The organism is Psychromarinibacter sp. S121, assembly GCF_049801035.1.
Classification (GTDB): domain Bacteria; phylum Pseudomonadota; class Alphaproteobacteria; order Rhodobacterales; family Rhodobacteraceae; genus Psychromarinibacter.
On sequence record NZ_JBNAGE010000002.1, the window covers coordinates 107,503 to 120,823 of the forward strand.

At 64.9% G+C, this 13,321-nt stretch carries 11 protein-coding genes; all 11 read left to right on the forward strand.

Annotated features, from left to right (window positions below):
- Positions 1-73: 73 nt before the first annotated feature.
- The 11 genes from ACP156_RS08855 to ACP156_RS08905 all read left to right on the forward strand — a co-directional run bounded on the left by ACP156_RS08855 (position 74) and on the right by ACP156_RS08905 (position 13,245).
- Positions 74-1,105 (forward strand): TRAP transporter substrate-binding protein, encoded by a 1,032-nt coding sequence (locus ACP156_RS08855; RefSeq protein WP_425050950.1) that lies wholly within the window; start codon positions 74-76, stop codon positions 1,103-1,105.
- A gap of 165 nt (positions 1,106-1,270) precedes the next feature.
- Complete coding sequence (locus ACP156_RS08860; RefSeq protein ID WP_425050951.1) at positions 1,271-3,346, forward strand: TRAP transporter large permease subunit; 2,076 nt, start codon at positions 1,271-1,273, stop codon at positions 3,344-3,346.
- Positions 3,347-3,356: 10 nt separating this feature from the next.
- Positions 3,357-3,479, forward strand: coding sequence for a dihydroxy-acid dehydratase (locus ACP156_RS08865; protein ID WP_425050952.1), 123 nt, complete (start codon positions 3,357-3,359; stop codon positions 3,477-3,479).
- A 9-nt stretch (positions 3,480-3,488) separates the two neighbouring features.
- Complete coding sequence (araD, locus tag ACP156_RS08870) at positions 3,489-5,234, forward strand: L-arabinonate dehydratase (RefSeq protein WP_425050953.1); 1,746 nt, start codon at positions 3,489-3,491, stop codon at positions 5,232-5,234.
- Complete coding sequence (locus tag ACP156_RS08875; RefSeq protein WP_425050954.1) at positions 5,234-6,439, forward strand: L-talarate/galactarate dehydratase; 1,206 nt, start codon at positions 5,234-5,236, stop codon at positions 6,437-6,439. Before araD ends, ACP156_RS08875 begins: the two co-directional genes overlap by 1 nt.
- Complete coding sequence (locus tag ACP156_RS08880; RefSeq protein WP_425050955.1) at positions 6,436-7,323, forward strand: phytanoyl-CoA dioxygenase family protein; 888 nt, start codon at positions 6,436-6,438, stop codon at positions 7,321-7,323. The genes ACP156_RS08875 and ACP156_RS08880 overlap by 4 nt, the downstream gene beginning before the upstream one ends.
- Positions 7,320-8,231 (forward strand): dihydrodipicolinate synthase family protein, encoded by a 912-nt coding sequence (locus ACP156_RS08885; RefSeq protein WP_425050956.1) that lies wholly within the window; start codon positions 7,320-7,322, stop codon positions 8,229-8,231. Before ACP156_RS08880 ends, ACP156_RS08885 begins: the two co-directional genes overlap by 4 nt.
- Positions 8,232-8,239: 8 nt before the next feature.
- On the forward strand, positions 8,240-8,959 hold the full coding sequence (locus ACP156_RS08890; protein WP_425050957.1) for a ribonuclease activity regulator RraA: 720 nt from the start codon (positions 8,240-8,242) through the stop codon (positions 8,957-8,959).
- 49 nt (positions 8,960-9,008) lie between these two features.
- Positions 9,009-10,547, forward strand: coding sequence for a UxaA family hydrolase (locus ACP156_RS08895; RefSeq protein WP_425050959.1), 1,539 nt, complete (start codon positions 9,009-9,011; stop codon positions 10,545-10,547).
- A 73-nt stretch (positions 10,548-10,620) separates the two neighbouring features.
- The gene (locus tag ACP156_RS08900; protein WP_425050960.1) at positions 10,621-11,727 is read left to right on the forward strand and encodes a fumarylacetoacetate hydrolase family protein; all 1,107 of its coding nucleotides are present in this window, start codon (positions 10,621-10,623) and stop codon (positions 11,725-11,727) included.
- A 3-nt stretch (positions 11,728-11,730) separates the two neighbouring features.
- A complete protein-coding gene (locus tag ACP156_RS08905) occupies positions 11,731-13,245 on the forward strand; it encodes an aldehyde dehydrogenase (NADP(+)) (protein ID WP_425050961.1) in 1,515 nt (504 codons plus the stop codon).
- Positions 13,246-13,321: the final 76 nt, after the last annotated feature.

Below are 13,321 nucleotides of genomic sequence, written 5' to 3' on the forward strand. Positions count from 1 at the left end.
ATTAGTTGGCCTGTTCGACGTCGCAAGAGGAGAGACCGGCGTCGCGCATACCGAGCGTAACGGGAGGAACAGAATGAATATCAAGGGATTGGGCACGGCCGTCGCGACCGTCGCCATGCTTGGAATCACCGGCTTCACCGCCGATGCAGCGGACCGGGTGCTGAAGATCCAGACCTCGTCCAACGCCAGCCACGCGTCGCTGGCCTATCTGAACGAGGAATGGGTGCCGAAGCTGGAAGAGATGACCGGCGGCAGCCTGACCGTCGAGCTTCTGCCGGTCGACGCAGTGGTTCCGCGCCGCGAAACCGCCGAAGCGATCAGCGTCGGCATCCTTGATGGCGACCTGACGTCGATCAACTACTTCGCCGGTGTCGATCCGGCCTTCGCGCTGATGGGCGACCTGATTGCGGGCTATGACAGCGCCGACCAGATCCAGGCCTTCTGCGCTCAGGGCGGCGGCAAGGAAATGCTGCAAAAGCTGTTCGACGCGCATTTCGAAGGTGTTCACGTGGTGGGCTGCGGTGCCTACGCACGCGAAGCTTTCGTCTCTAAAGTGCCGGTTCGTGGCGTTGCCGATCTTGCGGGTCTGAAGATCCGCTCGCCCGAAGGCCTTGCCGCCGACGTGTTCAAGCGCGCAGGCGCCGCGCCGGTGTCGATGTCCGGTTCAGAAACCTACGGCGCTCTGGAAAAAGGCGTGATCGACGCGGCTGACAACTCGGCTTACGCCAACAACGACGCCAACGGGATGCACAAGATCGCCAAGTACCCGATCTTCCCGGGCATCCACTCGACCCCGATCCTGCAGTTCACCGTCTCGCAGATGGTGTGGGACGAACTGACCCCGGCCGAGCAGGTCGCGCTCGAGACGTGGTACCTCGCGGCCTACAACGGCCTGCGCCAGTACTTCGACCGTCTCGACCGTCAGCTGGTCGCCCGTGACAAGGCCGCCGGTGAGCTGGAGATCATCGACTGGCCGCAGGAAGAGCGCGACGCGCTGCGCAAGATCGCCCAGGAAGCCTGGTCCGATTTCGCCTCGCAGTCCGATCTCGCCAAGGAAGTCTACGACGCACACATCGCGTTCATGGAACAGGCCGGCCTGCTGTAAGGCCGCCATCGCCGCGCCCGGATCAACCGGGCGCGGCACCACCCGGCCGGGAGGAGGCCGGGCATCAAGGACCGACCCGGACCACCGGGCACGAGCAAACCACAACAGACAGACGAGGCGGACGCCGGAAACAATCCGCGCCGCGTGGGGGGAGAGGGGCCAGCTATGAGCCGCGAATACGAAGAGCGCCTGCAGGACGCACCGCTTGAAGTGGCGGGCGATGACCCAATTCACGAGGAAGAGGGCCTGTCGCGCGCCGATTACACGCCCGTGGATCACGTCAGCCACCTTGTCGGCATCATGATCTCGGTGTTCTACATGGCCGCCGCGCTGGCCACGCTGTACGAGGTCTTCTCGCGCTATCTGCTGAACGCGCCGACCTACTGGGCTTTCGAGACCGTGATGATGCTGTGCGCCGCGGCATGGATGCTGTCGTCGGGCTACATCACGATGAAACAACGCCACATCGGCATCACCGTCTTCCACAACATCGCGTCCGACAACACCCGCTGGTGGCTGGACCTGTTTGCGATGATCGTCGGGGTCGTCGCGCTGTACATGCTGCTGACCGACGCCGCGATCCGCGCCTATATCTCTGTCGAGCGGCTTGAGAAATCGGGCTCGGCGTTCAACTCGCCGCTGCCGATGATGCTGAAATCGCTGATGGTCGCGGGCGCGTTCCTGTATCTGACCCAGCTGATGGTGAACCTGCATCGTCACTTCGCCTCGCCCGTCGCGCGACTGGTTGTGAAGGCGGTCGGCGTCTACTTCGTGATCTACTTCGTCTCGGCCTTCCTTGCGGAAGCCTTTGGCGTGTCGATTGCCGAGACGATCTCGGGCTTCTTCAGCAATGTCGGCGCATCGCTGGATCCCTCGAAGGCGCTGAACATGCGCGCGATGGATCTTGGCACCGTGTCGATCATCATGGTCATCCTGCTGATCGCGCTGATGATGACCGGCATGCCGCTGGGCATCGTCACGCTGATCGTGTCGGTGATCATGGCCATCGGGTTCTTCGGGCCGCGTGGGCTTTTCCTTGTCTCGTCCAACGCGGCGGGTCTGCTAGAGCACTACACGCTGGTCGCGGTGCCGTTCTTCGTGCTGATGGCTTCGATCCTTGAACGCGCCGGCATCGCCGAGGACCTGTTCGACGCGATGTCGATCTTCGCCGGCAACCTTCGCGGCGGCGTCGCGGTGCAGACCACCGTCGTGGCCGTGATCCTTGCCGCCATGTCGGGCGTCATGGGCGGCGAGATCGTGATGCTGGGGCTTGTCGCCCTGCCGCAGATGTTCCGCCTTGGCTATGACCGCAAGCTGACTATCGGCCTGATCTGCGCCTCTGGCGCGCTGGCGACCCTGATCCCGCCGTCGATCATCATGATCGTCTACGGTCTGTCGGCCGAGGTCGGCATCGGCGACCTTTTCATGGCGGGCGCCACGCCGGGTGTCATGCTGGCCGTGTTCTATGCCGGCTATGTGCTGCTGCGGGTGAACCTGAACCACAGCCTTGCCCCGACCGCCGCCGAAGTGGCGCAGATGTCGGGCAAGGAACAGAAACTGTCCAAGGACCGTCTGACCGCGGTTATCCTCTGCATCCTGCTGATCGGCGCCGTGATGGGCTCGATCTATGGCGGCGTCGCCTCGGTGACCGAGGCCGCGGCGGTGGGCTGCATCGGCTCGCTGTTCGTGGCCGCGGTGCGCCACCAGTTCAAATGGGAGGTCATCTCGGCCGCCCTGATCGGGTCGATGACCACCGTCGGCACGATCATCTGGCTGGTGCTGGGCGCGGTCAGCTTCATCGGGATCTTCAACCTTGTGGGCGGCGGCGACTTCATGCGGTCACTGTTCCTTGATCTTGGCCTGTCGGCGATGGGCACGATCCTTGTGATGATGCTGATCCTGATGGTGCTGGGCACCTTCATGGAATGGATCGCGATCGTGTTCATCACCGTGCCGGTCTTCGCCCCCGTGGTGATGACCCTTGCGCCGGAACTGGGTCTGACCGAGGATCAGGCCAAGATCTGGTTCGGCATCCTGTTCGTGATGAACATCCAGATCTACTTCCTGTCGCCGCCCTTCGGACCCGCCTGTTTCTGGCTGAAATCGGTCGCGCCGAAGGACGTCACGCTGCAGGAGATCTTTCTGGCGGTGCTGCCCTTTATCGGGCTGCAGATCTGCGGCCTCATCCTTGTGATGATCTTCCCGCAAATCGCCCTGTGGCTGCCCGAACTTTTGAACTGAGGAGACTGACATGATCGGAAGAGACAGCCGCGATGACATCGACGGATACGGCAAGTGGCCCTGGATCGCCGGTGTCATCCTCACGGTGGTGCTGATCTACACCCTGCACCACTTCGCGACGCCGATTTCCTGAGGAAACACCATGAAAGACGACAAGACCGGCAAGCGCTACGAAGACCTGCGGTCCGCCCGCTTCTTCGCCGCGAACGACTTCCGCAGCTTCGGGCACCGGTCGCGGGCCATGCAGATGGGGCTGGGGCACGAAGACTGGGAAGGCAAGCCGGTCATCGGCATCATCAACACGTGGTCCGAGGCGCAGCCCTGTCACATGCACTTCAAGGACCGCGTGGAATGGGTAAAGCGCGGCATCCTTCAGGCGGGCGGCCTGCCGATGGAACTGCCGGTGCACTCGCACTCGGAACAGTTCCTGAAGCCAACGTCCATGCTGTACCGCAACATGGGCGCGATGGAGGTCGAAGAGACCCTGCGCGCCCATCCCTGCGACGGCGCGGTGCTTATGGGCGGCTGCGACAAGTCCACGCCGGCGCTTGTCATGGGCGCGCTTAGCTGGGGCTTCCCGTTCATCTACCTGCCCGCCGGACCGATGCTGCGCGGGAACTATGCGGGCAAGGTTCTGGGGTCCGGCTCTGACGCGTTCAAGTACTGGGACGAGCTGCGCGCGGGCACCATCACGGAAGAGGAATGGAAGGGCATCGAGGGCGGCATCGCGCGGTCCGACGGCCACTGCATGACGATGGGCACCGCGTCGACCATGACCGCGATTGCCGAGGGGTTCGGCCTGTGCCTGCCCGGCGCCTCGTCGATCCCGGCCAATGACGTCAACCACAAACGCATGTCCGCCGCCTGCGGCCGCCGCGCGGTCGAGATGGTGTGGGAAGACCTGACGCCGGACAAGATCGTCACTAAACAGGCGGCAGAGAACGCCACGACGGTCGCCATGGCGACGGGCTGTTCGACCAACGCAGTGATCCACCTGATCGCGATGGCGCGCCGCGCGGGCATCGACTGGGGTCTGCCCGACTTCGACCGGCTCAGCCGCGAGGTTCCGGTGATCGCCAACGTCCGCCCGTCCGGCAAGGAATATCTGATGGAGGATTTCTTCTACGCGGGCGGCCTGCGCGCGCTGATGAAGGAACTGGGCGACAAGCTGGACCTCAGCGCCATCACCGTCACCGGCAAGACGATGGGCGAAGGGCTGGAAGGCGCGGTGAACTACAACACCGATGTGATCCGCCCGCTGTCGAACCCGGTCTATGCCGAGGGCTCGCTGGCGCTGCTGAAAGGCAACCTTGCCCCCGATGGCGCGGTGATCAAGCCCGCCGCCTGCGATCCGAAGTTCCACAAGCACAGCGGCCCCGCGATCGTTGCGGACAGCTATCCGGAAATGAAGAAGATCATCGACGATCCCGACTACGACATGACCCCCGACCACGTGCTGATCCTGCGCAACGCGGGTCCGCAGGGCGGGCCGGGGATGCCGGAATGGGGCATGATCCCGATGCCCAAGGCGCTGCTGAAGCACGGCCACCGCGACATGGTGCGCCTGTCGGACGCGCGCATGTCCGGCACCAGCTTCGGCGCCTGCATCCTGCACGTCGCGCCCGAGGCCTATATCGGCGGTCCGCTTGCGTTGGTGAAGACCGGCGACATCATCGAACTGGACGTGCCGAACCGGTCGCTGAACGTGAAGATCAGCGACGAGGAGATGGCCGAACGTCGCGCCGCATGGACCCCGCCGCCGCCGCGCTATGAACGCGGATACGGCTGGATGTTCAGCCAGCACATCGAGCAGGCCGACAAGGGCTGCGACTTCGACTTCCTGAAAACGGAATTCGGCAAACCCGTAGACGAACCGGTGATCTTCTGATGGCTCTTGACCTGTCCACCCGCCGCATCGCGGCCCGACAACCTTTCGGCGGCGCTCCTAAAGGCAAGGCGACGCAGGACGCGATCAAGGGGATGACCCTGTCGCACATCGTCCTGCCGCTGGAAAACCCGCTGTCGGACGCCAAGGTTCTGACCGGCCGCCAGTCTCCGCTGGCCGCCGTCGACATCATCTCGTGCGAGATGGTGTCCGAGAACGGCCATCGCGGCATGGGCTTCGCCTATACGCTGCGCGCCGGCGGCTCTGGCATGTTCGCGCTGGCCTGCGAGATCGCCGACCGGATCATGGGCCACGACCCCAACGACATCGGCCGTCTTTGGGAACTGCTGCGCTGGCAGACCAACTCGCTGGGTCAGGGCGGCATGTCCTACCAGACCATCGGCGCATTCGACACCGCGCTGTGGGACATGAAGGCCAAGAAGGCGGGCCTGCCACTGGCCAAGCTGCTGGGCGCGCACCGGGATACCCTGCGGATTTACAATTCGCAGGGCCAGTACCTTCAGGCGTCGATTGACGAAATGAAGGCCGCCGCCGATCGCTCACTCGCCCTGGGCATCGGCGGCATCAAGATGAAGGTCGGCCAGCCGGACGGGCAGGAAGACCTGAAACGCATCATGGCGATGCGCGACCATCTGCCGGACAACATCGCGTTCATGATCGACGCGAACCAGCAATGGGACCGCGCCTATGCCCTGCAGTTCGGCAAGATCGTCGACGAGGTCGGGCTGGAGTTCATCGAGGAACCGCTGGACGCGCTGGATATCGAGGGCCACGCCGAACTGGCGCGCAATCTCGCCACGCCCATCGCGACAGGCGAGATGCTGACCTCGCCGACCGAGGCGATCCAGCTGGTGCAGAAGGGCGGCTGCGACGTCAGTCAGGTCGACGCGCTGCGGATCGGCGGCGTGACCCCGTTCCTGAAAGCGATGACCATGGCCGAGGCGCACCGCGTGCAGATCGCACCGCATTGGCTGATGGAACTGCACGTCCACCTTGCCGCCGCGTTCCCGGAAGAACCGTGGATCGAGCATTTCCACTGGTTAGAGCCGCTTTTCGACGAGCGCCTGGAAATCTCGGACGGTCGCGTCGCCGTGCCGGACCGGCCGGGCCTTGGCCTGACCCTGTCCAGCAAGGCGCGGGACTGGACGGTTTCGACGCAGGACATCGGCGAAAGAGGCCGGGAATGAGCGAAGTCCTCACAGACGCCCAAAAGGCGTTCTACGAGGAACAGGGGTACCTGATCCTCGAGGATCGGGTGCCCGCCACGATCATGGACCGGATCCGGCAAGAGATCGCCCGGTTCACCGAAGTCGCCCGGGGCATGACCGCCTCGGACGACAAGATCGACCTTGAAGACAGCCACACCCCCGACGATCCGCGCATCCGGCGGGTGAAGCTGCCGCACACCCAGTCCGAGGTGGTGAACGACCTGCTGCGGTCCGACCACATCCTTGCACCTGTCCGCGACCTGATCGGTCCCGACGTGCGGATGCAGACCACCAAGCTGAACATGAAGTCGGCGGGCTACGGCGCGGCGGTCGAATGGCACCAGGACTGGGCCTTTTACCCCTATACCAACGACGACGTGCTGGCCGTGGGCGTCATCATCGACGACATGACCGAAGCGAACGGCCCGCTGATGGTTCTTCCAGGCACGCATCGCGGCCCGGTTCTCGACCACCATCACAACGGCTATTTCGCGGGTGCGGTCGATCTGGCGGCCGAAGGCATCGACATGGCCGACGCTGTGCCGCTGATGGGGCCCGCCGGGTCGATCTCGATCCACCACGGGCGCATCCTGCACGGCTCGGCGCTGAACACGTCGACGCAGGACCGCCGGATCATCTTTTTCGAGATGATGGCCGCCGACGCGTTCCCGATCTTCGGGCAGAACACCTTCCCCGCATCGCTGGAAGAGTTCGATGCGCGGATGCTGTGCGGCGCGCCGACCCTGGAACCGCGCATGGCCAAGGTGCCGGTGCGCATTCCGCAGCCCCTGCCGCCGACCAAGGGCTCGATCTACGAAATCCAGAAAGCCATGGGCAAACGCTCCTTCGAGGTATTGAAATGACCGATCTGAAAACCGCCCTCACCGGGATTTCCGGAATTCTTGCAACCCCTTACGACGCCGACGGCAACATCGCCCCCGAAAAGCAGGGACCGATTGTCGAGCGTGCGCTGAAAGCGGGCGTGCACATCCTGACGGCCAACGGCAACACGGGCGAGTTCTACTCGCTGACCACGGAAGAGGCGATCGCGATGGTCACCGCCTCTGCCGGTCACATCCGCGGACGCTGCCCGCTGATCGCCGGTGTTGGCCGCGCGCTGCCCGACGCCTGCCGCCTGGCCAAAGCCTCTGCCGCCGCCGGCGCGTCGGCGTTGATGATCCATCAGCCGCCCGATCCCTTCGTCGCCCCGCGCGGCGTGGTCGACTACGTCAAGGCGGTGTCCGAGGCGGGGAACAACCTGCCCATGGTCCTGTACCTGCGCAACGACGGCATCGGCACCGACGCCATCGCCGCGCTGTGCTCGGTTCCGGGTGTCGTGGGCGTGAAGTGGGCCACCCCCAACCCGATGAAGCTGAAGGCGGCGATGGAAGCCTCGCCCGAGGAAATCATCTGGGTCGGCGGGCTGGCCGAGGTCTGGGCGCCCACTTTCTATGCCGTCGGCGCGCGCGGCTTCACCTCGGGGCTGATCAACGTGTGGCCGGAACGCTCGGTTGCGATCTCGGCTGCGCTGGAGGCGGGCGACTACGCCAAGGCGCGCGACCTGATCGCCGGGATGCAGGTGTTCGAGGACATCCGCGCCGAGGAACAGGGCGGCGCCAACGTGCCGGGCGTCAAGGCGGCACTGGCGATGATGGGCGAGGACTGCGGCGGCGTCCGTCCCCCGGCGGCATGGCCGCTGTCGGACGACCAGACGTCGCGGCTCAAGGCATTCATGGACGACGCGGGCCTTCTGTCCCGCGCTGCAAGCTGAGGAAGACAATGACCGACGTGAAACCCGAAACGCTGGAAAAGCTGAAGACCGTCAGCGTGGCGACCCTGTGCACCGCGCTGTACAAGCGCGGCCTGCGCAACCAGGTGATCCAGGACGTGCACCCGGTGAAAGCCAAGGGCGAGAACATGGTGGGCCCCGCTTTCACCCTGCGCTACATGCCCGCCCGCGAGGACCGCAACACGCTGGCCGAGTTCCGCAACCCCGAGCATCCGCAGCGCAAGGCGATCGAGGAATGCCCGCCGGGCCATGTCTTCGTGATGGACAGCCGCCGCGACGCTTATGCGGCATCTGCCGGTGACATCCTGATCACCCGTCTGATGGTGCGCGGCGGGGCCGGAGTCGTCACTGATGGCGGTTTTAGAGACGCAATGCGCATCGGCGAGCTGGATATGCCGTCGTATCACAACCGCCCGTCCAGCCCGACCAACCTGACCATCAACGAAGCCATCGACATCAACGTGCCGATCGGCTGCGGCGGTGCGCCCGTGTTCCCGGGCGACATCGTGGTCGGCGACGACGACAGCGTCATCATCATCCCCGCGCACATGGCCGACGAGGTCGCCGACGAGGCGGTCGAGATGACGGCTTACGAGGATTTCGTGGTCGAACAGGTCAAGGGTGGCGCAACCATCATCGGTCTGTACCCGGCGACGAAGGAAGAGAACCTCGAAAAGTTCGCAGAGTGGCGCAAGGCGAACGGTCGCTGAAGCCAAACGCAGGTCCGGGCATGACCCGGACCGATCCCAAGGACAGAACATGCCGACAGAAACGCTGACACGAAACCCGGTCATCCGGCTCGACCCCGCGGACAACGTGGTGGTCGCGCGCGATGACATCGCGGCCGGCGTCTCGATTCCGTCCGAGGGCGTCACGACAAACCACGACATTCCGATGGGCCACAAGGTCGCGACGCAGGCCATCTCCAAGGGCGACCCGGTGCGCAAGTACGACACGATCATCGGGTTCGCAGGCGAAGACATCGTCCCCGGCGACTGGCTGCATACGCACAACGTGCTGATGGACGATTTCCAGAAGGACTATCGCTACGCGCAGGACTACGTGGCTGCGGATGTGCTGCCCGAGGCCCAGCGCGCGACCTTCCTGGGCTACCCGCGCGCCGATGGCCGCTATGGCACGCGCAACATGATCGGCATCTTCATCACGGTGAACTGCGCGGCCACCGTGGCCCGCAAGATCAGCCGCTATTTCGACGAGGAACGGTTGGCCGAGTACCCCAACGTGGACGGCGTTGTCGCCTTTATCCACGAACAGGGCTGCGGGATGGAACAGTCCGGCGAACCGCTGGACCTTCTGCGGCGCACGCTGGCAGGCTATATCCGCCATCCGAACACGGCGGGCGCGCTGGTCTGCTCGCTGGGATGCGAGCGGAACAACCTGCAAAAGTTCATGGAGGCCGAAAGCCTTGCCACCGGCAAGATGCTGCGGACGGTCACCATGCAGCAGATCGGCGGTACGCTGAACGCGGTCGAGGAAGGCAAGGCCGTCATCCGCGAGATGCTGGAAGACGCCAACCGCATCGAACGCGAACCCGCCAGCGCCGAGCACATCATGATCGGTCTGCAGTGCGGTGGCTCGGACGGCTTTTCGGGCCTGTCCGCGAACCCCGCGCTGGGCAAGGCGGTCGACATCCTCGTGCGGAACGGCGGTACCGCGATCCTGTCGGAAACCTCCGAACTGTACGGCATCGAGCACACCCTGACGTCCCGCGCGAAATCCGAAGAGATCGGCCGCCAGTTCATCGCCCGGATCAACTGGTGGCTGGACTACAACAAGGGCCGCGACACCCAGATCAATGGCACCGTCAGCCCCGGCAATCAGGCGGGCGGGCTGGCGAACGTGATCGAGAAATCTCTGGGCGGGTCCAAGAAGGGCGGCTCGACCGGCATCAACGCGGTCTACGAATACGCCTATCCAGTGACTGAAAAGGGCCTTGTCCTGATGGACACACCCGGCTTCGACCCGGTCTCTGCCACTGGCCAGATCGCGGGCGGCGCGAACCTGATCTGTTTTACCACGGGCCGCGGTTCCTGCTTCGGCAGCTACCCCGCGCCGACGATCAAGCTGGCCTCGAACTCGACCATGTTCACCCGGATGGAAGGCGACATGGACATCAACTGCGGCAAGGTCATCGACGGCGAGTCGTCGCTGGACGAAATGGGAGAAGAGATCTTCGCCAAGATCCTCGCCATCGCCAGCGGCGAGGCGTCGAAGTCCGAATTGCTGGGCGTGGGCGAGGAAGAATTCGCCCCGTGGCAGATCGGGGTGCTGTCATGAAACGACCATGTGAGGTCGCCTTGCAGACACCTCCGCTATTTGAAAGGGTCCGCCCGAAATGCGGAGGAACGCAATGGAACTGAATGAAAAAGAACAGCGGGGCCTTTGGCTTGGCCGGGTCCAGCTGGACGTCGGCCCGGCGGTGGTCACGCTGCGCGACGGTCGCCTGATCGACATCACGTCGAAAGAAGCGCCGACCGTTCGCGACATCATGGAGATGGACGACCCCGCCGCCTATGTGCGCGGTGCGACCGGCACCGACGTCGGTGCGCCGGGGGACGTGACCCTGCTTGCGCCCTGCGACCTGCAGGCGATCAAGGCCTGCGGCGTGACCTTCGCGCAGTCGATGGTCGAACGTGTGATCGAGGAACAGGCCGCGGGCGATCCCGACAAGGCGTCCGAGATCCGCAAGCGCGTGTCCGAGATCATCGGCGACAGCCTTGACCAGATCGAAGCGGGCTCGCCCAAGGCGGCCAAGGTCAAGCAAGAGCTGATCGAGCTTGGCATGTGGTCGCAATACCTTGAGGTCGGCATCGGCCCGGACGCCGAGGTGTTTTCCAAGGCGCAAACGCTGTCCTCGGTCGGCACCGGCGCGGACGTGGGCCTGCACCCGATGTCGAACTGGAACAACCCCGAGCCCGAGGTCGTGCTGGCCGTGAACTCGCGCGGCGAGATCCTTGGCGCGACGCTGGGCAACGACGTCAACCTCCGCGACGTGGAAGGCCGCTCTGCCCTGCTGCTGTCCAAGGCAAAGGACAACAACGCGTCCTGCGCGATCGGGCCGATGATCCGGCTGTTCGACGATACCTTCAGCCTTGACGACGTGCGCAACGCCGAACTGGACCTGACGGTCGAGGGCGAAGACGGTTTCGTCCTGAACGGCCACTCGCTGATGTCCAAGATCAGCCGCGACCCGACCGACCTGGTGAAACAGACGGTTGGGCGGCACCACCAGTATCCCGACGGCTTCATGCTTTTCCTTGGCACGCTGTTCGCGCCGACCGAGGACCGCGACGAACCCGGACAGGGCTTCACCCACCATATCGGGGACCGTGTGACCATCGCCTGCGATGGCCTCGGCGCCCTTACCAACACCGTCCGGCTTTCCACTGAATGCCCGGAATGGACCTTCGGGCTGGCCGCGCTGATGCGCAATCTGGCCGGCCGCAATCTGCTTTAGGAGATGACGATGACACTGACAGGAAAACACCTTATCGCCGGCGACTGGGTCATGGGCGACGCGACGTTCACCAGCGAGCCCTCTTCGGGCGAGGCGAACACTTTCTCGGTCGGCACCCCCGCCCACGTCAACGCCGCCTGCGAAGCTGCGGAAGAGGCGTTCTGGGAGTACGGCTATTCCACGCGCGAGACCCGCGCCAAGTTCCTGAACGCCATCGCGGACGAGATCGAGGCCCGTGCCGAAGCGATCACCAAGATCGGCGTCGAGGAATCCGGCCTGCCCGAAGGCCGCCTGAACGGCGAGCGTGGCCGCACCACCGGCCAGCTGCGCCTGTTCGCGGACCACATCCTGAAGGGCGACTATCTGGACCGCCGCCATGACGAGGCCCTGCCCGACCGTCAGCCGCTGCCGCGTCCCGACCTGAAAATGGTGCAGCGCCCGATTGGCCCGGTCGCCGTCTTCGGCGCTTCGAACTTCCCGCTGGCCTTCTCGACCGCCGGGGGCGACACCGCCGCCGCGCTGGCCGCCGGTTGCCCCGTCGTCGTGAAAGGCCACTCGGCCCACCCCGGCACCGGCGAGATCGTGGCGCAGGCCATCGACGCCGCGATCAAGTCCTGCGGCCTGCATCCCGGCGTCTTCAGCCTGATCCAGGGCGGCAAGCGCGACGTGGGCACCACGCTGGTGCAGCACCCGCTGATCCGCGCCGTCGGCTTCACCGGCTCGCTTGGCGGTGGCCGGGCGCTGTTTGACCTGTGCGCCCAGCGCCCGGACCCGATCCCGTTCTTCGGCGAGCTGGGCTCGGTCAACCCGATGTTCATCCTGCCCGAGGCCGTGAAGTCGCGTGGCAAGGCCATCGGCGAAGGCTGGGCCGGGTCGCTGACCATGGGCGCGGGCCAGTTCTGCACCAACCCCGGCATCGCCGTGGTTCAGGAAGGCCCCGAGGGTGACGCCTTTGTCACCGCGGCGGCCGAGGCTTTGAAGGGTGTCGCAACCCAGTGCATGCTGACCGACGGCATCGCCGACGCCTATCGCAACGGCAAGTCGCGCTTCGACGGCCGCAATGCGGTGGAACCGGTGCTGGTCACCGACAGCGAAGGCCGCAACGCCAGCCCGAACCTGTACCAGACCCGCGTCGACGCCTACCTGCAGGATCACGCATTGGGCGAAGAAGTCTTCGGCCCGCTTGGTCTGGTCGTCCGCGTCGATGGCCCGGACGACATGGAAAAGCTGGCGCGCGGGTTCGAGGGTCAGCTGACCGCGACCCTGCACATGGACAATGGCGACACCGCGCTGGGCGCGCGCCTGATGCCGGTGCTGGAACGCAAGGCGGGCCGCATTCTGGTCAACGGTTTCCCGACCGGCGTGGAAGTCTGCGACGCGATGGTCCACGGCGGGCCCTTCCCGGCCTCGACCAACTTCGGCGCCACCTCGGTCGGCACCCTGTCGATCCGCCGGTTCCTGCGTCCGGTCTGTTACCAGAACATGCCTGACGACCTGCTGCCCGGCGACCTGAAGTAAGCCTTTACCGGCCCGCCCCACATCGGGGCGGGCTTTTCTTTACCCAAACAGAAAACGTCTCTAACAAACGGAAAAA

What these genes read in the sequence shown, in the direction of transcription:
- ACP156_RS08880 (WP_425050955.1), top strand. Translation starts at nt 6,436, where the DNA reads ATGAGCGAAGTCCTCACAGACGCCCAAAAGGCGTTCTACGAGGAACAG.
- araD (WP_425050953.1), top strand. Translation starts at nt 3,489, where the DNA reads ATGAAAGACGACAAGACCGGCAAGCGCTACGAAGACCTGCGGTCCGCC.
- ACP156_RS08865 (WP_425050952.1), top strand. Translation starts at nt 3,357, where the DNA reads ATGATCGGAAGAGACAGCCGCGATGACATCGACGGATACGGCAAGTGG.
- ACP156_RS08895 (WP_425050959.1), top strand. Translation starts at nt 9,009, where the DNA reads ATGCCGACAGAAACGCTGACACGAAACCCGGTCATCCGGCTCGACCCC.
- ACP156_RS08900 (WP_425050960.1), top strand. Translation starts at nt 10,621, where the DNA reads ATGGAACTGAATGAAAAAGAACAGCGGGGCCTTTGGCTTGGCCGGGTC.
- ACP156_RS08875 (WP_425050954.1), top strand. Translation starts at nt 5,234, where the DNA reads ATGGCTCTTGACCTGTCCACCCGCCGCATCGCGGCCCGACAACCTTTC.
- ACP156_RS08885 (WP_425050956.1), top strand. Translation starts at nt 7,320, where the DNA reads ATGACCGATCTGAAAACCGCCCTCACCGGGATTTCCGGAATTCTTGCA.
- ACP156_RS08905 (WP_425050961.1), top strand. Translation starts at nt 11,731, where the DNA reads ATGACGATGACACTGACAGGAAAACACCTTATCGCCGGCGACTGGGTC.
- ACP156_RS08855 (WP_425050950.1), top strand. Translation starts at nt 74, where the DNA reads ATGAATATCAAGGGATTGGGCACGGCCGTCGCGACCGTCGCCATGCTT.
- ACP156_RS08860 (WP_425050951.1), top strand. Translation starts at nt 1,271, where the DNA reads ATGAGCCGCGAATACGAAGAGCGCCTGCAGGACGCACCGCTTGAAGTG.
- ACP156_RS08890 (WP_425050957.1), top strand. Translation starts at nt 8,240, where the DNA reads ATGACCGACGTGAAACCCGAAACGCTGGAAAAGCTGAAGACCGTCAGC.